Origin of the sequence: Micromonospora sp. WMMC273 (assembly GCF_027460285.1) — a bacterium.
Classification (GTDB): Bacteria; Actinomycetota; Actinomycetes; order Mycobacteriales; family Micromonosporaceae; genus Micromonospora; species Micromonospora aurantiaca.
Window position 1 is genome coordinate 3,404,146 of the sequence record NZ_JAPZBE010000001.1, and the last position, 20,095, is coordinate 3,424,240.

Below are 20,095 nucleotides of genomic sequence, written 5' to 3' on the forward strand. Positions count from 1 at the left end.
CGCCCTCGCCTCGCCTCGCCGATCTTGCAGTTCGGGCCCTTGTGATGCCCCTTTCCGCCTGGATTGCGGGGCACTAAAGCGCAAGATCGGCGAGGACCACGGGGCGCGGTGGAGAGTTGGCGCCCGCCCCGGCGAGAGATCTTGGTAGGAAATGGTCCCTACAGGGGCCTCTTCCTACCAAGATCTCTCGCGATCCCGGGATGCGGAACGCGTTTCCCTCGGCGTGGGACGTCGCGCCTCGTGAGGCGGGTAGGAGGCAGGCTTCGGGCGACTGCGTCGACGGGTGACGCGCGACGGGCCGCGAGACGGTCAACGTCGGTGCGCGGGAGGCGCGCGGTGCCTTGCCGGGGGCGAAAAGCGGCGGTGGGATGTCGGTGGGTTCGGGCAGACTGCGGGGCATGTCGATCCGTACCGTCGCCGACCTGACCGCCGCGCTCGACGCCGGTCGGACGGTCAAGTACCTGCACTTCTGGGGGCACCGGCCACGGCCTGACGGCAGCATCGGCGCGAGCTGCCTGAGCCAGTGGTGGCCGGCGGCGTTCACTGTGGACGGCCGGGAGTTCGCCACCGCCGAGCACTGGATGATGTGGCACAAGGCGACCCTCTTCGGTGACCACGCGATCGCCGAACGCGTGCTGGCGGCCGGGCATCCGCACCGGGCGAAGGCGCTCGGCCGGCAGGTCCGCGACTTCGACGAGGCGACCTGGACGGCCCGCCGGTACGAGATCGTGGTGGCCGGCAGCATCGCCAAGTTCGCCCGGCACGAGCCGTTGCGGCGGTTCCTGCTCGGCACCGGCGACCGGGTGCTCGTCGAGGCCAGCCCGACCGACCGGGTCTGGGGCATCGGCCTGACCGCCGACGATCCGCGCGCCGACGACCCGGCGACCTGGCGGGGCGACAACCTCCTGGGGTTCGCCCTGATGGAGGCGCGCGCCGCGCTCGTCGCCCCGAGGGGTGACGCCTGACCTCGGGCGACAGGTGCGGGTAACGTGCTGCGGCGTGACCGCGTACTCGCACTGCTCGTTCTGCGGCGCGGCCTACCCGGCGGGCGCCGGGTGGCCGCGTGTCTGTTCCTCCTGCGGGGAGACGGTGTGGCGTAATCCGCTGCCGGTGGCGGTGGCGGTGCTGCCGGTCCGCACGCCGCAGGGGCTCGGGGTGGTGGTGGTGCGCCGCGACATCGAGCCGGCGCGTGGGCAGCTCGCGCTGCCGGGCGGCTTCATCGAGTACGGCGAGGAGTGGTCCGAGGCGCTCGTCCGTGAGCTACGCGAGGAGACCGGGCTGCGAGCCGAGGCCGGCGAGGCGCGCCTGTTCGCGGTGCACGGCGCCCCGGCCGGCGGCACCATGATGGTCTTCGGGGTGCTGCCCGAGCGGCCGGTCGGCGACCTGCCGCCGTCGGCGCCGACCGAGGAGGCCACCGAGTGGCTGGTGCTCACCGATCCGGTCGAGCTGGCCTTCTCCACGCACACCCGGGTGCTTGCCGACTTCCTCGCCGGGCAACGCCCGCTCTGACCGGACCGAGCACGGCAGTGGCCGCCGTCGCCACACCACACAGCGGCGGCCACGAATCCGCGACGGTCAGCCGCGGGCCGGGACGGGCTGGGGTGAGAACGGCACGGCGGCCGGCGCCTCGGCCTCCGGCTCACCGGCCGGGTGCCGCCACAGCCCGCGCCGCCGCAGGATCGGCAGCACGCCCTCGCCGAACCAGTACGCCTCCTCCAGGTGCGGGTGGCCGGAGAGGATGAACTCGTCCAGGCCGAGCGCGTGGTACTCGGCGATCCGGTCGGCGACCTCGGTGTGGCTGCCGACGAGTGCGGTGCCCGCGCCGCCGCGTACCAGCCCGAATCCGGCCCACAGGTTCGGCGAGACCTCCAGCCCGTCGCGGGAGCCGCCGTGCAGGTCGAGCATCCGCCGCTGCCCCTCGGACTCGCTGCGCCGCAGCCCTTCCTGCACGGCGCGCACGTCGGCCTCGGGGATGCCGTCGAGCAGCCTGCGTGCCTGGGCCCACGCCTCCTCGGCGGTGTCCCGGCTGATCACGTGCAGCCGGATGCCGTACCGCAGCTCGCGACCGGCCTCAGCGGCGAGCCCGCGGATCCAGTCCAGCTTGCCGGCCACCTGCGCGGGCGGCTCGCCCCAGGTCAGGTACACGTCGCTGTGCCGGACCGCCACCGGCCCGGCCGCGCCGGACGACCCGCCGAAGTAGACCGGCGGCACCGGGTCGGGCACCCGGCTGAGCCGGGCGCCCTCGACCCGCACGTGGGCGCCGTCGTGGTCGACCGTCTCGCCGCGCCACAGCGCCCGCACCACGTGCAGGAACTCGTCGGTACGCGCGTAGCGGGCGTCCTTGTCCAGGAAGTCGCCGTACGCGCGCTGCTCGGCGGACTCGCCGCCGGTGACCACGTTGAGCAGCAGCCGCCCGCCGGACAGGCGCTGGAACGTGGACGCCATCTGCGCGGCGAGGGTGGGTGAGAGCAGGCCGGGCCGGAACGCGACGAGGAACTTCAGCCGCTCGGTCACCTCGGTGAGCATGGCGGTGGTCAGCCAGGCGTCCTCGCACCAGGCGCCGGTCGGGGTGAGCGCCCCGGCGAAGCCGAGCTGCTCGGCGGTGCGGGCGATCTGCCCCAGGTACGCGACGCTGGCCGGTCGCGCGCCACCGGCCGTGCCGACCGGCACGCCGTGACCGCCGCCCACGATGTCCCGGCTGTCGCCGTAGGTCGGCAGGAACCAGTGGAAGGTGAGCGACATGGTGTACCTCCGGTGCGTGGTCGGACGGGCCGCCTCCTGAGTGGTGGGACGACCACGCCGACACACTACCCATAAAACCTATCGGGTTGGTAGGTTGCTGTCGCCCGCCGACGGCCGGGCCCATCCCTCCCCGAGGAGTCGCCATGCGTACCCCCAGATCGCGCCGCCGGCCGGTGGCCGCGCTGCTCACCACCCTCGCGCTGCTCGCCGCGACGGCGCTGACGGCCTGCGGCGGCGAGGCGGCCGACGCCAGCGGCGGCGACGGTCCGCTGCGGATCGGCTATCAGCGCTTCGGCGGGCTCAGCCTGGTCAAGGCGCGCGGCGACGCGAAGAACGTCACCTGGTCGCTGTTCGAGAGCGGCCCGGCCCTGACCGAGGCGCTCAAGGCCGGCTCGATCGACATCGGCCAGGTCGGCGAGGCGCCGCCGGTGTTCGCCGCCGCCGGGAAGATCCCCTTCTCCGTGATCGGCACGTCGGCGCCGATCCCGCAGGGCGAGGCGGTGCTGGTCAAGGCGGACAGCCCGTACCGCGGCTTCACCGACCTGCGCGGGAGGACGGTCGCGCTGAACAAGGGCTCCAACGTGCACTGGCTGCTGGTGAAGCTGCTGGAGGCGAACAGGATGACGCTCGCCGACATCAAGGTGAAGTACCTCAAGCCCGCCGAGGGGCGGCCCGCGTTCGACAACGGGCAGGTCGACGCGTGGATCATCTGGGATCCCTACTTCGCGCTGGCCGAACAGCCCGGCGTACGGGTACTGGCCGACGCCACCGGCCTGGCCGGCAACCGCGAGTACGTGCTGGCCGCACCGGACGCGGTGAAGAACCGCACCGACGACGTACGCGCGTTCCTGGACACGTACCGGCAGACCACCGACTGGGGCATCGCCCACCCGGGCGAGCGGGCCGCCGTCCTCGCACCGGAGCTGAAGATCCCGCTCGACGTGACCACCCGGGCGCTGGCCCGCAGCGCCAAGCCGCTCGCCCCGGTCACCCCGGAGATCGGCGCGGAGTTGCAGGCCATCGCGGACAGCTTCGTGGAGCTGAAGCTCGTGCCCGGACCGGTCGACATCGCCGGACGGGTGGACGGCCGGTTCAACGAGGCGTTCCAGTGAGCGGTCCGGCGCTGGCCGAGGCCGCCCCTGCTCTCGTACCCGATCGGGTGTCGCCGCGGCGGTCGCGGGCCCGCGCGTCGCTGCGGTGGCGGCGCGCGGTGAGCCCGGTCGTGCTGGTGCTCGCCTGGGAGGTCGCCGCGCGGACCGGGCTGCTCGCCCCGGAGAAGCTGCCGGCGCCCAGCGCGGTGCTGGCAACCGGGTGGCGGCTGGCGCGCGACGGGACGCTCGGCGTGCACCTGCTCGACTCGCTCACCCGCGCCGCCCTCGGCCTGCTCATCGGCGGCGGCCTGGCGCTGGTGCTCGGCGCGGCGGCCGGGCTGCTGCGCCTCGGCGACGACCTGGTCGACCCGCCGGTGCAGATGGCCCGGATGCTGCCGCACCTGGGCCTGGTCCCGCTGCTGATCATCTGGGTCGGCATCGGCGAGTCGCTGAAGGTCACGCTGGTCGCGCTCGGCGCGTTCTTCCCGATCTACTTCAACACGTACGCCGGCATCCGCGACATCGACGAACGCCTGGTGGAGGCGGCGCGCACCTGCGGTCTCGGCGCGGCGGCCCGGCTGCGGCACGTGGTGCTGCCCGGCGCGCTGCCGTCGCTGTTCCTCGGGCTGCGGCTGGCCATCGGCGCGGCCTGGCTGAGCCTGGTCGTCGGTGAGCAGGTGAACGCGCAGACCGGCGTCGGGTTCCTGATGATGGAGGCGCGCGAGTTCAGCCAGACCGACGTGGTGGTGCTCGGCCTGCTCATCTACGCGCTGCTGGGCCTCGCCTCCGACCTGCTCATCCGGTACGCGGAGAGGAGGACGCTGGCGTGGCGACGCGGACTGCGCGCGACCTGACCGGGCCGGTGCTCACCGCGCGGGCGGTGACCCGGTCCTTCGGCCCGGCCGTGGTGCTGGCCGGGGTGGACCTGACCATCGCCGCCGGGGAGACGGTGGCGCTGCTCGGCGGCAGCGGATCCGGCAAGAGCACGCTGCTGCGCGTGCTGGCCGGGCTCGACGGCGACGCGGGCGGCGAGCACGCGGTGCACGGCACCGCCGCCGTCGTGTTCCAGGAGCACCGGCTGCTGCCGTGGAAGCGGGTCGCCGACAACGTGGCGCTCGGCCTGACCGGGCCGGACGTGAACGACCGGGTCGGTCGCGCGCTGGCCGAGGTCGGGCTCGCCGGCCGGGGCCGGGCCTGGCCCGCCGAGCTGTCCGGCGGGCAGGCGCAGCGCGTCGCGGTGGCCCGCGCGCTGGTCCGCGAACCGGACCTGCTGCTGCTGGACGAGCCCTTCGGCGCACTCGACGCGCTGACCAGGCTGCGCATGCAGGGGCTGCTGCGGCGGCTGCGCGCCCAGCACGGCTTCGCCGCACTGCTCGTCACACACGACGTGGAGGAGGCGCTGCTGCTGGCCGACCGCGTACTGCTCCTCGACGACGGCGTGATCGCCGAGGAGGTGCCGGTACGCCTCGGCCCCACCCCGAGCCCCGACGACCCGGCCCTCGGCGCGCTGCGCCGCCACCTGCTCGACCGCCTCGGCGTACCCGCCGGCTGACCGCGAGGGAGAACCGATGACCCGCTGGACACCCGACCCGACCTTCTACCCCTCCCCCGCGCTCGCCGCCACCGCGCCGGCCGAGAAGCTCGCGTACGTCGCCGCGTTCGACCGCGCCGGGCAGCGCCCCGACGCCATCGCGGTGCTCGACACCGACCCGGACTCCGGCTCGTACGGCCGGGTGGTGGGCTGGACCGAGCTGCCGAACACCGGCGACGAACTGCACCACTTCGGGTGGAACGCGTGCAGCAGCGCGCTCTGCCCGACCGCGCCGCACCCGCACGTGGAACGCCGCTACCTGATCGTGCCGGGGCTGCGCTCGTCCCGGATCCACGTGCTCGACACCAAGCCCGACCCGCGCCGGCCGAACCTGGTCAAGGTGATCGAGGCGAAGGAGCTGGGCGAGCGTGCCGGGTACTCCCGCCCGCACACCGTGCACTGCGGGCCGGACGGCATCTACGTCTCCGCGCTCGGCGGCGCGGACGGGCAGGAGGGGCCCGGCGGCATCGCCGTGCTCGACCACACCACGTTCGAGGTGCGCGGCGCGTGGGAGGCCGACCGGGGGCCGCAGTTCCTGGCGTACGACTTCTGGTGGCACTACACGCAGGACGTGCTTGTCACCAGCGAGTGGGGCACGCCGTCGATGATCGAGGACGGCATCATCGGTGAGCTGCTGCTGGGCCGCAGGTACGGGCACGCGATCCACTTCTGGGACCTGCCCAGGCGCCGGCACGTGCAGCGCGTCGACCTCGGCGACCAGTACCAGATGCCGCTGGAGCTGCGCCCCGCGCACGACCCGACGAAGTCGTACGGCTTCGTCGGCGTGGTGATCAGCGTCGAGGACCTGTCCGCCTCGATCTGGCTGTGGCACCGCGACGGCGACACCTGGGCGGTGACCAAGGTGATCGACATCCCGGCCGAGCCGGCCGACCCGGCCGACCTGCCGGACCTGCTCAAGCCGTTCGGGGCGGTGCCGCCGCTGGTCACCGACATCGACCTGTCGGTGGACGACAGGTTCCTGCACGTCTCCTGCTGGGGCACCGGCGAACTGATCCGCTACGACGTCAGCGACCCGTTCCACCCGGTACGCGTCGGCTCGGTGCGCCTGGGCGGCATCGTCAACCGCACCCCGCACCCGGCGTACCCGGACGAGCCGCTGGCCGGCGGCCCGCAGATGGTCGAGATCAGCCGCGACGGCCGCCGCGTGTACGTCAGCAACTCGCTCTACGGCGCCTGGGACGACCAGTTCTACCCCGACGGCGTGGGCGCCTGGGTGGCGAAGCTGGACGTCGACCCGGCGACCGGCGGCCTCGTGCCGGACCCGCGGTTCTTCCCGCGCGGCGAGGAGTTCCGCGGCCTGCGCGTGCACCAGACCCGGTTGCAGGGCGGCGACGCCTCGTCCGACTCGTACTGCTTCCCGTGACCGGCGCGACCTGGGCGGCGCTGGCCGGACTCGGCGCGTTCCACGGCCTGAACCCGGCGATGGGGTGGCTGTTCGCGGTGGCCCGGGGCCTGCAGGAGCGCCGCCGGGCCGCGCTGCTGGCGGCCCTGCCGCCGATCGCCGCCGGTCACCTGGCGTCGGTGGCGGTGGTCGCCGCCCTGGTCAGCGCCACCCGGTCGGTCACCGCGAGCACACTGGTCGCGGTGACCGGCGGGGTGCTGCTTGTCGGGTTCGGGATGTGGCGGCTGCTGTCCCAGCGGCACTTCCGGTGGGCCGGGATGCGGCTGTCGGCGGCGCAGCTCACCGCCTGGTCGTTCCTGATGTCGGCGGCGCACGGCGCGGGCCTGATGCTGCTGCCGGTGCTGCTCGCCGAACCGGCGGCCGGCGGAGGCCCGCACGCCGGGCACCTCGCCGCCGCGCCGGCCGGCGCGCTGACCGGCCTGCTCGCCGCCGCCGTGCACACAGTCGCCATGCTCGCCGTCGCGCTGGTCGTGGCCCTGCTGGTGTACGAGGTGCTCGGCGTCGGTGTGCTGCGCCGGGCCTGGTTCAACGTCGACCGGCTCTGGGCCGGTGTGCTCGTGGCGGCCGGGGTGGTGACGCTGATCGCTGCGGCGTGAGTCGCCACCACCTGCGACGGATCGACGAAAAGTCCTACTGATTGAATAGGAAAGGCAGCGTCGCCTACCCCGGAGGTCAGCAGTGAGTCACTCCCCGTCCCCCGCCGAAGCCGTCCACGACGCCGACCGGAGCCGGCAGTGGCTCGCCGGGCAGGCACACGGGCCGGGCGTCGACCGCGACCGGCTGCTGGAGGTGGGTGCGGCGATGGCCGCGGTGACCGCCGCCGCCGCGGAACGCGAGCCGGTCGCTGTGGCGTCCGCGCCGGTCGGCGTCGACCCCGGCGCGCCGATCGTCAAGCCGCTGCCGGCGGAGCTGCTGCGCCCGCTGGACACCAACGCCGAGATGCGCTGGCCGTCGATGGCCGGCCAGGGGTACGTGGTCCCGATCGACCGCTTCTTCGTCCGTAACCACACCGTCACGCCGCACCTGGACGCGGCCACCTGGCGGCTGCGCCTGTTCGGCGACGGCCTGCGCGGCGCGCCGACCCGCGACAATCCGGTCGAGTTCGACTTCGACGAGCTGCGCCGGCTGCCCGCCGAGGAACACGCGGCGCTGCTGGAGTGCGCCGGCAACGGGCGGCGCTACTTCGCCGAGCAGCAGGACGAGCCGGCCCCGGGCGTGGCGTGGGGGCTCGGCAGCGTCGGCGTGGCCCGGTGGCGGGGCGTGCGGCTCGGCACGGTGCTGCGCCTGGCCGGGCTGCGCGACGAGGCGGTCGACGTGATGCCTGAAGGACTCGACCCGGACTACGTCAGCGGCGGGGTCAACCTCGGTCGGGTACGCCGGCCGATGCCGGTCGCCAAGGCGCTCGACGACGTGCTGCTGGCGTACGAGATGAACGGCGAGCCGCTGCCAGCCGACCACGGCTTCCCGGTACGCGTCGTGGTGCCCGGCTGGGTCGGCATCTCCTCGATCAAGTGGGTGGGCGCGATCGAGGTCTCCACCACTGCCCTGTTCTCGCCGTGGAACACGCAGTTCTACCGCATGTTCGGCCCCGGTCACCCGGCCGACGGCACCGTGCTCACCGTCCAGCCGGTCCGCAGCGCGTTCGAGCTGCCCTGGGACGCCCGGGTGCCGGCCGGCGAGGAGATGCTGCTGACCGGCCGTTCCTGGTCCGGCAACGGCCCGATCGCGCACGTCGAGGTGGACACCGGCGACGGGTGGCGCCCGGCCGACCTGGTCGCCGCCGACCGGGGTGGGGCCTGGCAGCGCTGGACCGTCCGCTGGTGCCCGCCGGCCGCGGGCCGGCACGTGCTGCGCGCCCGCGCCACCGACTGCACGGGCGCGGTCCAGCCCGACCGGGCCGCGCCGAACGACCTCGCGTACCTGTTCGACGCCGTGGTGGCCCACCCGGTGACCGCCTGCTGACCGCCTGCTGACCGCCGCTCAGGTGGTGCCGAGGTAGGGCGGCGGTACGGTGTCGGTGAGCCACACCCCGTTCGCCGAGCGGTAGAACAGGTACCCGGCCTCCGCCATCGCCGCCGCGTCCACGGTCAGCACCACCACCGCGCCGCCCCGGCGCGCACCGACGCGCCGGGCCGTCGCCACATCAGGCGACAGGTGTACGTGGTGCCGCCCGCCCCGGCGCAGCCCCTGCGCCCGGATCGCGTCCAGCACTGCCTCGCCGGTGCCGTGGAACAGCCGGGGCGGCGGCGCGGCCGGGGTCAGACCGAGGTCGACCGGGACGGAGTGCCCCTGGTTGGCGCGGATCCGGTCGGCCCCGTCCGGGCCGGCCTCCACCGCGAAGCGCTGCTTGTCGTTACCCGCGACCACGGCGTCCAGTTGGGCGCGGCTGATCCTCAGCCCGGCGAGCACGTCGGCCACCGGCACCCAGCCGGCCCGGTCGAGTCGCAGCCCGTACGCGTCGGGCCGGTGCCGCAACGCCAGCGACAGCCGCTTGCTCACCCGAACGAGATCCCGATGTTCCACCGGCCCAGTGTGGAGCCACCCCCGTCCCATGTCGACGCAGTTCCCCCGCCCGCCCTCGCCCCGCCTCGCCTCGCCCCGCCTCGTCGATCTTGCGGTTTGCGCCCCTCGAGTGTCCGGTTCGCGCTTACTGCCGGGGCCGGAACTCCATGATCGACGGGCTGGGGAGCTGAGGGCGGAGGCGGGGGACGCGACCGGGGTTGGCGGGAGGAGCGGGGTCAGGCGGCGGCCCGCTCGGGGAGGGGACGGCGGCGGTGGGACGGGTCGGTCAGGGTGGGCGGGGACCAGGCGCCGTCGGGCTGGTAGAGGTTCGTACCGGGCGGGACGATCTCGTCGATACGGTCCAGCACCGCGTCGTCGAGCGTCAGCTCCGCCCCCGCCAGCAGCGCGTCCAACTGGTCCATCGTGCGCGGCCCGATGATGGTCGACGTGACCGCCGGGTGCACGGCGGTGAACGCCACGGCGAGCTGCGGCAGCGTGCAGCCCACCTCGTCGGCGAGCGCGACCAGTTCCTCGACGGCGGCGTACTTCGCGGTGTTGCCCGGTAGCGCCGGATCGAACCGGGCCGGGGTGAGTGCCGGACGGCCCGCGCCGAGGTCGACGGGCCGCCCCTGCCGGTACCGGCCGGACAGGAACCCGGAGGCCAGCGGGCTCCACACCAGCACACCCATCCGGTAGCGGCGGCAGACCGGCAGCACCGACGTCTCGATACCACGCGCCAAAATCGAGTACGGCGGCTGCTCGGTGCGGAACCGGGCGAGCGCCCGCCGTTCGGCGACGTGGTGCGCCTCCACGATCTCCTCGGCCGGGAAGGTCGAGCAGCCGAACGCACGGATCTTCCCGGCCCGGACCAGGTCGGTGAGCGCGCCGAGCGTCTCCTCGACGTCGGTGGTGTGGTCCGGGCGATGCACCTGGTAGAGGTCGATCCAGTCGGTGCCCAGCCGGCGCAGGCTGTCCTCGACCGCACGGACGATCCAGCGTCGCGAGTTGCCGCCCCGGTTGGGCCCCTCCCCCATCGGGAAGTGGACCTTCGTGGCGAGCACCACGTCGTCGCGGCGGCCGCGCAGGGCCTTGCCGACGATCTCCTCCGACTCGCCGGCCGAGTACATGTCGGCGGTGTCGACGAAGTTGATCCCACGGTCGAGTGCCGCATGGACGATCCGGGCGCAGTCGTCGTGGTCGGGGTTGCCGACCGCGCCGAACATCATGGTGCCGAGGCAGTGGACGCTGACCTCGATGCCGGTGCCGCCGAGGACGCGATAGCGCATGTGAACTCCCTGGGTCGCACCGCGCCGGCCGGGTGGCGCGCGGTCCGGTCACGGTAGGAGTTCGAGTGCGCTGGAGGTCAACCGTCGGCGGGTTCCGCGCTGCCGGCGAGGTAGCCGGCCGCCTGCAACTCGAACAGCTCGCGGTAGAGCCCGCCCTGCGCCATCAGCGTGTCGTGGTCGCCTGACTGCACGAGCCGGCCGTGGTCCATCACGAAGATCCGGTCGGCGTGCCGGACGTTCGCCAGGCGGTGGGTGATCAGCACGACGGCCCGGTCCGGGTGCCGCCGCAGATGCTGGAAGAGGGCGTGCTCGGCACGCGCGTCCAGCGCGGCGGACGGCTCGTCGCAGATCAGCAGCCGGGCGTCGCGGTAGAGGCCGCGTGCGGCCACCAGCCGCTGCCACTGCCCGCCGGACAGGTCCTGGCCGTCCTTGAACTGCCGGTCCAGCAGCGTGTCGTATCCGAACGGCAGCTCGCTGATCATGTCGTGCGCGGCGGCGTCGCGGGCGGCGGTCTCCACGCTCGGTCCGGGGCCGTCGGCGCGGTCGTGGCGGCCGACGCGAATGTTCTGCCGGGCGGTGAACGGGAACTTCCACCAGTCCTGGCTCATCACCGCGACCTGGGCGGCGGTCTGGCGTGGGTCCAGTTCGGCGGTGTCCACGCCGTCCCAGCGGATCGTGCCGCCGGTGGGCCGGTAGAGGCCGGCGATCAGCTTGGCGAGCGTGGTCTTGCCGGAGCCGTTCTCCCCCACCAGCGCGATCACCTCACCGCGCCGGAACGTGAGGCTGACCTCGTCGACCGCCGCGCTGTCGGTGTCCGGGTAGCGCAGGCTGACCCGGTCGACGTCGATGCGCGTGAACCCGTCGACGGGCAGGTGCCCGCCGGCCGGGATCCGCCGTGCCGCCCGGTCGAGGAAGTCGCGGTAGTCCTGGTAGTAGAGAGCGTCCTCGTAGAGCGAGTTGGTGGCGAAGATCGCGGTGCGCAGGCTCGTACGCGGCCTGGAGCGCGAGCAGCGCGGTGGCCGCCGCCGCGAGCGCCACCACGCCGCCCATCAACAGCCCGCCCAGTACGGCATAGACCGCGAACGCGGCCACGCCGGTCACCGACAGGCCGAGTCCTCGGGTAACGGTCTGCGAACGGGCCAGCCGGAGCTGCGCCTGGGTCTCGACGGTCATCATCCGGTGGTACTCGGCCAGCAGGAAGTCCCGCATCTGGTAGGCACGGATCTCGGCGGCGGTGTGCCGATCGGCCATCAGACGGGCCAGCAGGTACATCCGGCGGCGACGGGTGATCCAGGCCAGCAGCGCCAGGTACTGCCGCCGCGCCAGTTTGACCGCGGTGACGGCCTCGGGCACCGCGGCGAGCAGCAGGCACGGCAGCAGGACGGGCTGGATGACGGTGACCGCGGCGGCGGTCGCCAGCACACCCACGACGCCGGTCACCAGGTTCACGGTGTGGTCCACGATCGACGCGGCCTCGGCCATGCCCCGATCGCGGGCACGATCCATCTCCTCGGCGAAGCCCGCGTCGTCGAACGCGGCGAGTTCCACAGCGGTGGTCGCCTCGAACAGCCGGAGTTCCACCTGGTAGTTGATCTGCGGGATGAGCCGCGCCTGCGCCCAGCCGGCGGCGACAGTCAGCGCTCCCCGGGCCGTCACGGCGGCGGCCGCGAGCAGCAGCGCGGGCAGGGCCGCCCGGATCCGGTCCGGTGTGGGCCCGTCGGCGAAGAGTTGCTGGAGCACGCCGGTGGTGGCGAGCAGCCCGAAGGTGGTGAGCAGGCCGGCGACCACGTTGAGCCCGATCGAGGCGAGCGTGTCCCGGCGGCTGGTCGCCCAGGCCAGGCCGATGGCCTCGCGGACGAGGGCGGGCAGCCGGCGCGCCACCGACCAGAAGCTGGTGTGGGCGAACTCGGTGGCGCGGTTCATCCAGTGCCCGTCCGCCAGCTCCGGCAGCGGCGTTTCGTCGCCTGCCGCGCTCCCGGCCGGGGCGGATTCGTCCGGCGGGTGCTCGTCCGAGGGGCGCCGAGGACCGAAAACCGCTGCCATACGCGTCTCCTCCGGTACGCCGACGACTCCGGAGCTTACGTTCCGCAATCGACAGATGTCTCCCCGTGTTCGGCGTGTCGTACAGGCGTCCCAACGGCGTGTCCCGTGGCGGTGGCCGGAAAGACCCGCCCGCACGGTGGTCGCCGCCGGGTCGCGTCGCGCGCGACCAGTCCGGGTGGCAGGCTTGTGGGGTTCGCCGGCGTGCGCCGGCCGACCGCCCGTCGTGAAGGAGAAGATCGACCCGATGGCTGTGGACGTCACCACCACCGACGAATGGCAGGCGCTGCGCAAGCACGCCGAGGCGATGCGCGCCACGCACCTGCGCGACCTGTTCGCCGCCGACGGGCAGCGGGGTGAGCGGCTCACCGGTGAGGTCGCCGACCTGCACGTGGACTACAGCAAGAACCTCGTCACCGACGAGACGATCGCGCTGCTCGGCGCGCTCGCCGAGCGGGTCGGCCTGACCGACCGGATCGCGGCCATGTTCGCCGGACGGCACATCAACGTCACCGAGGACCGGGCCGTGCTGCACACCGCGCTGCGCCTGCCGGCGGACGCGTCGCTCACCGTGGACGGCCAGGACGTGGTCGCCGACGTGCACGCCGTGCTGGACCGCATGTCGGCGTTCGCGCAGCGCCTTCGCTCCGGCTCGTGGCGGGGCCACACCGGCGAGCGGATCACCACAGTGGTGAACATCGGCATCGGCGGGTCGGACCTCGGGCCGGTGATGGCGTACGAGGCGCTGAAGGCGTACCGGGATGCGGGCATCAGCTGCCGGTTCGTGTCGAACATCGACCCGACCGACATCCACGACAAGACCGCCGATCTGGACCCGGCGAGCACGCTGTTCGTCGTGGTCTCAAAGACGTTCTCCACCCAGGAGACGCTCGCCAATGCCGACCAGGCGCGGCGCTGGCTGCTCGCCGGGCTGGACGCCGACGACGACGCGGTGGCGCGGCACTTCGTCGCGGTCAGCACCAACGAGCAGCGGGTCCGGGACTTCGGCATCGACCCGGAGAACATGTTCGGCTTCTGGGACTGGGTGGGCGGACGCTACTCGCTGCCGTCGGCGGTCGGCCTGTCGGTGATGCTGGCGATCGGGCCGGACCGGTTCCGCGAGATGCTGGCCGGCTACCACGCGGTCGACGAGCACTTCCGGTCCGCTCCGGTGGAGCGCAACGTGCCGGCGCTGCTCGGCCTGCTCAACGTCTGGTACACCGACTTCCTCGGCGCGGAGACCCACGCGGTGCTGCCCTACTCGCAGTACCTGCACCGGTTCCCCGCCTACCTCCAGCAGCTCACCATGGAGAGCAACGGCAAGTCGGTACGCGTCGACGGCTCGCCGGTGACGTACCCGACCGGGGAGATCTTCTGGGGCGAGCCGGGCACCAACGGGCAGCACGCCTTCTACCAGCTCATCCACCAGGGCACCCGGCTGATCCCGGCGGACTTCATCGCGTTCAGCCGGCCCAACCACGACCTGGGCGACATGCACGACCTGTTCATGTCGAACTTCTTCGCCCAGACCGCCGCGCTGGCGTTCGGGCGGACCCGGGAGCAGGTGGAGGCCGAGGGCACCGCGCCCGAGGTGGTGGCGCACCGGGTGATGGCGGGCAACCACCCGACCACCTCCATCCTGGCGCCGAAGCTCACCCCGGCGACGCTGGGTCAGCTGATCGCGCTCTACGAGCACATCACGTTCACCGAGGCGGCGATCTGGGACATCAACGCCTTCGACCAGTGGGGCGTGGAGCTGGGCAAGGTCATGGCCAATCAGCTCGCGCCGAAGCTCACCGGGCCGGACCCGGACCTGGACGACGTGGACACCTCGACCGCCGAGCTGATCCGCCGCTACCGGGCCGAGCGCGGCCGGAGCTGACCGCACCCCGTGGCGTCCCGCGTACACAGGCGGGACGCCACGGGTCAGCGGCGCAGCAGGTCGGCGTGGGCGGCGCGCAGCCGGGTCAGCGCCGCGTCGCCGGCCGGCGCGCGGCGGTCGAGTTCGGCCCACGCCTCTGCGAGCGCGTCGGCCAGCGCCCGCAGCTCGGCGGCGTGCCGCCGGCTGGACTGCCGGTGCAACTCCTCCAGGCGGCGGGCCCATCCGGCGCTGATCGCGGCGACCCGTTCGGCGTCCGCGCGCGCCTGGGCGCCGGTGCGGGCGGCGGACGCGGGCACGATCGCGGCGACCGGCCGCGGATCGCCGTCGCGGGTGACGACTGTGACGGTGTCGGTCAGCTCGGCCAGGGAGACGAGCTGGGTGAGCCGGGTGCGGACCTCGCGCAGCGGCAGGGCGCGCGGCTGGGGGGACCGGTCGGCCAGTGCGGGGACAGCCATGGACAGATGTTCACGTCCGGGTACGACAATTTCGGCGGTCAGCCGGTCCACTCCGGCGCCAGCACGGACCAGACCTCCAGGTCGGCGCGGCCGTCGGGCGTCGGTGCGGCGCCGCGCATGACGCCGTCGCGGCTCATGCCGAGCCGTCGCGCGACGGCGACGCTGCGATCGTTGCCGGCCTTCGTGACCCACTCGACGCGGTGGATGCCGCGCTCCCGCACCGCCCAGTCGATGACGAAGCGGGCGGCGCGGGTGACCAGGCCCTGCCCCTCGGCGCCGGGTTCCAGCCAGCAGCCGGCCTCGCACACCCCGCGTTCGGTACTCAGCGACACGAACAGCACGCCGCCGACGAGCGTGCCACGCTGCCAGATGCCCCAGATGCCGCCGTCGTCGCGGGCCCACCTGTCGGCGTACGCCTGGAGGACCTTGCGGGCCGACGCGGCGTCGGTGGCGACGAAGGACGCGCCGACCCAGGGTGAGATGTGGTCGCGGCAGCGGTCGAGGTTGGCCAGGAACTCGTCGGCGTGCCAGGGCGACAGTGGACGCAGCTCGGCGTCGTCGGTGAGAGCGTGGGCGAACATCAGGGGAAGCTAGCAGGACCGTTCCGCTTTTGTCGGTCGGTCCCTCTACGGTCTGCGCCGTGAACGCCGTCCAGACGTACCGATACCTTCAGCCGTCCGCGCTGCGCGCCGCCGGTCTCGATCTGCAGACCTGTGGCGGCCCGGCGGCCAACCCGCGCTTCTTCGCCGGGTTCCTCACCGCCCCGGCCGCGTCGGCGGCCGGGCTGCTCGCCGTCGCCGAGGTGGCCCGCACCCGCTACCACCAGCCGGTCAACCCGGCCAGCCTGGACCCGGTGGTGACCGGCAGCCGCGACCGCCTGCGGTTCGAGTCGTTCTCCGGCTGCTGCGGGGTGTACGCGCGGATGGACGTCCTGCCGGCCGGGCTGGACGGGGAGATCAGCGGCCACGGCACCACGAACGTGGATGTGAACCCGCCGCTGCGGGAGGCGCTGGCCCGGGTGGGTGGCATCGAGCCGCTGCACGTGGCGGTCGGCCCGGACGACCTGACGGTCTCCACCGTGGACGGCGCGGTGGTCGAGCGGAAGGTGCCGCTGCCCGGCCGCTGGCTGCGCGGCTTCGCCGAGGTGCACGTGCTCACCGCCGGCTTCGAGCCGCGCGCCGAGATCGCGGCGGCGGAGGCGGCGGCGTTCCTGCGCCGGCTGCCCGCCGCGAACGACCGAAGCGTGCTGTGGGCGGTGCCCGCCGGGCGTACGCTGCGGCTGACGTCCCGCCCGGTGCCGGGCGCTGTCTGCCTGGCCGGTGCGGGCCGGCTGGCGGCGCTGCGCGGCGTGCTGCGCCACGCCCGCACCCTGCGGGTGTACGGCCCGGCGGTGCGCACCGGGTCGCCGGCCGTGCCGAGCACCTGGGAGCTGGACGCCGGGGCGCTGCGGGTGTCGCTGACGCTGTCCCCCGAGCCGTACCGGGGGTTCTCCGGTGAGGGCGCCGCCCTGGCGGCGCTCGCCGGTGACGACGTGTTCGACGACGCGGAGCTGGTGGGCGCGCTGCTCAACTGGGATCCGGCGATCGACGTGGCCGCGCTGGCCGACGCCGCCGCGCTGCCCGACGAGCGGGTGCGGGCCGCGCTCGCCCAGCTGGGAACCGCCGGGCGGGTCGGATACGACGTGGCGGACGGGGCGTACTTCCACCGGGTTATGCCCTACGACGCGGGCCGCGCGGAGCGGGACAACCCGCGGTTGGTCGGCGCGCGTGCGCTGGTCGAGCGCGGCGCCGTCGAGCCCGACGGCGCCGACGCGACGGTCCGCACCGACGCCGAGACCTACCGGGTACGACGGCACCCGGACGGCGCGTACTCCTGTTCCTGCCGCTGGTGGGCGCGGCACCGCGGGCAGCGGGGGCCGTGCCGGCATGCGCTGGCGGTGTCGATGGTCGCGGCGCCGGTGGGGGCGCTGTCGTGAGCGGCTTCGTCGAGGCTGTGGTGCGCGGCCGGATGTCGGAGGTCCGGTCGGCCCTGGCCGGGTTGGACGAGCCGGCCCGGCGGGCACTCGGCGACGACCTCGTCGCCGACGTGCGCCGCAGGCGGGACGCCTGGTGGTGGCAGGGCGAGGCGGCCACACTGGCGGTCGCAGCGGTGGGGACGCTGAGCACCCCGACGAAGGTGGCCGCGCTGCTCGGCCGCCGCTCGGTCTGGCTGAGCGGCGTCGACGCGGCGCCGGTGGTCGACGTCGCCCGGGAGCGCGGGGTGACCTGGCTGGCCGACGTGGCGTACAAGCTGGCCGACCGGCTCCCCCGGGACCGGATGGTCGCGGGCTGGCGGTTCGTCGCCGGTCTCCTGCTGGCCGAGAAGGCTCCGCCGCCGACGGGGGACGACTTCGTGCGAGGCTGGGCCGCTGCGCAGGGCTGGCCGGATCCGCGCGGAACGCGTCCGCCGACTGTGGACCGGCTGCGTGCGGACCCGTTCCTCGACGCGCTGTTGCCGCGCCTGTTCGAGGTGGACGGGGTCGGCACCGAGCTGGCCCGCGGCGACGGCGCGGGCACGGAGGCGCTGCCCCGGGCGCTGGCGGCGCTGGCGGCGGAGGGCCGGCTCGACCGGGCGGTCCTGCTCAACGGCGTCCTCGGCCGGCTGCTGCGCGGCGACCGTCCGGGCGCGCTGCGCCCGTTCCTGGTCCTGCACGACCTGCTGACGCCGACCCCGGACGAGGTGGCCGTGCGGTCGAGCGCCTATCTGCGGCTGCTCGCCGACGGTCCCGGGCCGGTGGCCCGCGCCGCACAGCGGACGCTACGGCAGGCCGGTGACGCCGCCGAGCCGGAGGCGCTGTGGGAGACCGCCCGGACGGTGCTGGCCCGGCCGGAGAAGGCACTGGTCCGGGCGCAGGTGTCCTGGCTCGACCGGCTGGCCCGGCAGCACCCGGACCAGGCTGCGGAGATCGGCGCGGTGCTGGCCGTGGCGGCCGGCCACCCGGACGCCGGCCTGCGCGAACGCGCGCTGACGCTGGCGGCGCGCCACGGTCACCGGCCGGTGGCCGTCGCCACCGTGGCCGAAGCCCGCGACGACCTGCCGCCGCCGCTGCCGGCGGCGGCCGCGCCGCCACCGATCCAGGATGTGGACGAACTGGTGGAGGAGATCGCGGCGTCGCTCGGCCGGCGCTGGCCCGCGCTGACGACGGAACGCGTCATGGACGGCCTGGTCCGGCTCGGCACCGCCGACCGCGAGCGGCTCACGGCGGCGCTGCTGCCTGTGGTGCGCCGCGAGCAGGTCGGCGCGTACGACCATCCCTGGTCGGTGTTCAACATCTCGGTCCAGATGCACGGGCTCCTGCTGGCCGTCTGCGGCGACGCCGAGGCGGCGACCCGCCGCGACCAGTGGAGCACGCTGCTGGCCGAGTCCCGCCCACGCGCGCCGCTCCCGTTCCGGGGTGGTCCGCCGGTGCCGGCCACACGCCGGCCCGCGCCCGTCCAGCTCGCCTGCGCCCGCCTGGCCGAGATCGGGCAGCGCCTGGACGGCCGCGACGACCCGGGCCTGCTGTCCACGCCGACCTCGGTCACCGGGGCGATCGAGCCGGTGGCGCTCTACGAACGGCTGGCCGCGCTGGGTGGCCGTCCGGTGTGGCGCTGGGATCTCGCGCAGGCCCTGCTGCGCCTGCCGACCGGCGTCGACGGGCCACTTGCCGAACGTGCCGCGGCGCTGCGCACGCCGGCCGGTGACGAGCTGGCCCGCTGGCTGCGTGGCGACGCCGTGCCGGCCCCGGCGCAGCAGGTGGTGACGGTGGGCCGGCGGGCGCGGTCGGCCGGGTACGACTGGGGCTACGACCGGCTACCCGAGGGCCGGACGCTCGTCGCGCTCACCCCGCCGGATGGCGTCGAGGACCGGCTCGGCCTGCTCACCCTGACTCCCACGCCGATCGGCCGGTGGACCGACGGCTGGGGTGACGTCTGGCCGGCCGTCCTGCCCGGGCACCGGGGCGTGGTCGCCGCCCACCTGCTGCCCGAGGTGGCCGGCGCGGCGCAGGAGGACACCCTCGGGCACGCCGCCGCCCTGCCGGTGCTGGCCGAGTGCACGGGCGCGGGCGGACCGGCCCTCGACCTCGCGCTGGCCTACGGGTTGTGCGCCCGCCACGAGGCGGACCGGGTGGCCGCGCTCGACGCGGTGCTGATCCTGGCCGCCGCCGGTGACCTGGACGCGCCGGCGACCGGCGAGCACCTCGGCACGCTGGCGGCCGGCGGGCAGGTGACGCTGACCCGGGCGGTCACGCCGCTGCGCGACGCGGTGGCGGCGGGTGCTCCGCTGAGCGTGTGGCGGCTGCTCGCCGCGGCGTTGCCGCCGTTGCTGACCGCGCCGACGCCGCCCCGGGGCACGCCCGACCTGCTGGCGCTGGCAGCGGAGACGGCGACCGCGACGGGTGTCCGGACCGAGGTACCCGGACTGGCCGACGTGGTGGCGCGGGGCGGTGGCAGCCGACTGGTCGCCGAGGCCCGCCGGCTCGCCGCCACCCTGGCCGCCTGAAACGGGGCCGCACCGCCCGAGCGGCCACGCAGTGCCGAACGGGCAGCGGGCCGGCATGCGGACGTGTCGGTCCGCCGCGCCTACCTGCCCCGCGCCGGACGGGCCGGTCAGCCGCCGCCGTCGCGGGGCAGGTAGGCGCGCAGCGCGTCGAACTCGGCCACGGTCAGGTAGGACGGGTTCGCCGCCTGCGGCTGCCGGAGCACCTCCGCGCCGGCCAGCCGCGGGTCTGCGCGCAGCACCTCGCGGCGTACCCGCAGCGGCTCGTCCAGGATCGTCAGGTCCAGCGGCGCGGTCCACGCCTCGCCCGGCGCACCTGGCTCCGGCGGGGCGGCGATCCGGCCGACGCCCCAGACGCCGTACAGCGCCCGGCCCCTGCTGCCGCTGGCCCAGAACACGACCGGCTGACCGGCGCGCATCAGCCGTAACCGGTAACCCGGGCGGACGCACCAGCCGGTGACGCGCGGGTCGGCGGAGAAGCGGGCCGTCAGGTCCACCGCGTCCGCGTTGCCCTTGATCAACCAGGCGCCGAGGTCGTCGACTGTCACCCGCCGCTCGGTCATCC

The 20,095-nt window shown here is 74.5% G+C and carries 17 protein-coding genes and 1 pseudogene; 11 read left to right on the top strand and 7 right to left on the bottom strand.

The genetic code is table 11. From position 1 onward, the window contains the following. Positions 1-368: 368 nt before the first annotated feature. Both O7611_RS16005 and O7611_RS16010 read left to right on the top strand, forming a co-directional pair. Complete coding sequence (locus tag O7611_RS16005; protein ID WP_194799168.1) at positions 369-965, top strand: NADAR family protein; 597 nt, start codon at positions 369-371, stop codon at positions 963-965. 34 nt (positions 966-999) lie between these two features. After that, positions 1,000-1,509 (top strand): NUDIX domain-containing protein, encoded by a 510-nt coding sequence (locus tag O7611_RS16010; protein WP_194799167.1) that lies wholly within the window; start codon positions 1,000-1,002, stop codon positions 1,507-1,509. Positions 1,510-1,575: 66 nt separating this feature from the next. Here the strand turns inward: O7611_RS16010 and O7611_RS16015 are convergent, their stop codons facing one another. Then, entirely contained in the window at positions 1,576-2,742 is a 1,167-nt protein-coding gene (locus O7611_RS16015; RefSeq protein ID WP_269697144.1) for an LLM class flavin-dependent oxidoreductase, read from the bottom strand. 143 nt (positions 2,743-2,885) lie between these two features. Between O7611_RS16015 and O7611_RS16020 the strand changes: the two genes are divergently transcribed. The 6 genes from O7611_RS16020 to O7611_RS16045 all read left to right on the top strand — a co-directional run bounded on the left by O7611_RS16020 (position 2,886) and on the right by O7611_RS16045 (position 8,809). Further along, positions 2,886-3,854: a sulfonate ABC transporter substrate-binding protein gene (locus O7611_RS16020; RefSeq protein WP_194799165.1), complete on the top strand. Its 969-nt coding sequence runs from the start codon at positions 2,886-2,888 to the stop codon at positions 3,852-3,854. Then, positions 3,851-4,687, top strand: a complete 837-nt coding sequence (locus tag O7611_RS16025; protein ID WP_194799164.1) for an ABC transporter permease — start codon at positions 3,851-3,853, stop codon at positions 4,685-4,687. Before O7611_RS16020 ends, O7611_RS16025 begins: the two co-directional genes overlap by 4 nt. Next, positions 4,660-5,385 carry an ABC transporter ATP-binding protein gene (locus O7611_RS16030; RefSeq protein WP_194799163.1) on the top strand — a complete coding sequence of 242 codons (726 nt, stop codon included), beginning with the start codon at positions 4,660-4,662 and terminating at the stop codon, positions 5,383-5,385. The genes O7611_RS16025 and O7611_RS16030 overlap by 28 nt, the downstream gene beginning before the upstream one ends. 16 nt (positions 5,386-5,401) lie before the next feature. Next, positions 5,402-6,808, top strand: coding sequence for a selenium-binding family protein (locus tag O7611_RS16035; RefSeq protein WP_194799162.1), 1,407 nt, complete (start codon positions 5,402-5,404; stop codon positions 6,806-6,808). After that, on the top strand, positions 6,805-7,443 hold the full coding sequence (locus tag O7611_RS16040) for a hypothetical protein (protein WP_194799161.1): 639 nt from the start codon (positions 6,805-6,807) through the stop codon (positions 7,441-7,443). The genes O7611_RS16035 and O7611_RS16040 overlap by 4 nt, the downstream gene beginning before the upstream one ends. Positions 7,444-7,525: 82 nt before the next feature. Next, positions 7,526-8,809 (top strand): sulfite oxidase, encoded by a 1,284-nt coding sequence (locus tag O7611_RS16045; protein ID WP_194799160.1) that lies wholly within the window; start codon positions 7,526-7,528, stop codon positions 8,807-8,809. Between the two features lie 18 nt (positions 8,810-8,827). Here the strand turns inward: O7611_RS16045 and O7611_RS16050 are convergent, their stop codons facing one another. From O7611_RS16050 to O7611_RS16060, 3 genes and pseudogenes are all read right to left on the bottom strand, one after another. After that, positions 8,828-9,370 carry an RNA 2'-phosphotransferase gene (locus tag O7611_RS16050; RefSeq protein ID WP_194799159.1) on the bottom strand — a complete coding sequence of 181 codons (543 nt, stop codon included), beginning with the start codon at positions 9,368-9,370 and terminating at the stop codon, positions 8,828-8,830. Between the two features lie 215 nt (positions 9,371-9,585). Further along, complete coding sequence (locus O7611_RS16055) at positions 9,586-10,635, bottom strand: aldo/keto reductase (RefSeq protein WP_194799158.1); 1,050 nt, start codon at positions 10,633-10,635, stop codon at positions 9,586-9,588. A 77-nt stretch (positions 10,636-10,712) separates the two neighbouring features. Next, positions 10,713-12,678: pseudogene (locus O7611_RS16060) on the bottom strand (ABC transporter ATP-binding protein). Positions 12,679-12,922: 244 nt separating this feature from the next. On the opposite strand from O7611_RS16060, the gene pgi reads away from it, so the two are divergent. Next, positions 12,923-14,557, top strand: coding sequence for a glucose-6-phosphate isomerase (pgi, locus tag O7611_RS16065; protein ID WP_269697145.1), 1,635 nt, complete (start codon positions 12,923-12,925; stop codon positions 14,555-14,557). Between the two features lie 44 nt (positions 14,558-14,601). Here the strand turns inward: pgi and O7611_RS16070 are convergent, their stop codons facing one another. Further along, positions 14,602-15,012 carry a hypothetical protein gene (locus tag O7611_RS16070; RefSeq protein WP_013286745.1) on the bottom strand — a complete coding sequence of 137 codons (411 nt, stop codon included), beginning with the start codon at positions 15,010-15,012 and terminating at the stop codon, positions 14,602-14,604. Between the two features lie 38 nt (positions 15,013-15,050). After that, on the bottom strand, positions 15,051-15,593 hold the full coding sequence (locus tag O7611_RS16075) for a GNAT family N-acetyltransferase (protein ID WP_194799155.1): 543 nt from the start codon (positions 15,591-15,593) through the stop codon (positions 15,051-15,053). A 59-nt stretch (positions 15,594-15,652) separates the two neighbouring features. Here O7611_RS16075 and O7611_RS16080 point away from each other — a divergent pair, with 59 nt between their 5' ends. Together O7611_RS16080 and O7611_RS16085 are read left to right on the top strand one after the other, a co-directional pair. Then, complete coding sequence (locus O7611_RS16080; RefSeq protein WP_269697146.1) at positions 15,653-16,987, top strand: SWIM zinc finger family protein; 1,335 nt, start codon at positions 15,653-15,655, stop codon at positions 16,985-16,987. Then, the gene (locus O7611_RS16085; protein ID WP_194799153.1) at positions 16,984-19,533 is read left to right on the top strand and encodes a hypothetical protein; all 2,550 of its coding nucleotides are present in this window, start codon (positions 16,984-16,986) and stop codon (positions 19,531-19,533) included. The genes O7611_RS16080 and O7611_RS16085 overlap by 4 nt, the downstream gene beginning before the upstream one ends. A gap of 107 nt (positions 19,534-19,640) precedes the next feature. On the opposite strand, the gene O7611_RS16090 is transcribed toward O7611_RS16085, so the two are convergent. Beyond that, positions 19,641-20,093: a hypothetical protein gene (locus tag O7611_RS16090; protein ID WP_269697147.1), complete on the bottom strand. Its 453-nt coding sequence runs from the start codon at positions 20,091-20,093 to the stop codon at positions 19,641-19,643. Between the last annotated feature and the right edge of the window lie 2 nt (positions 20,094-20,095).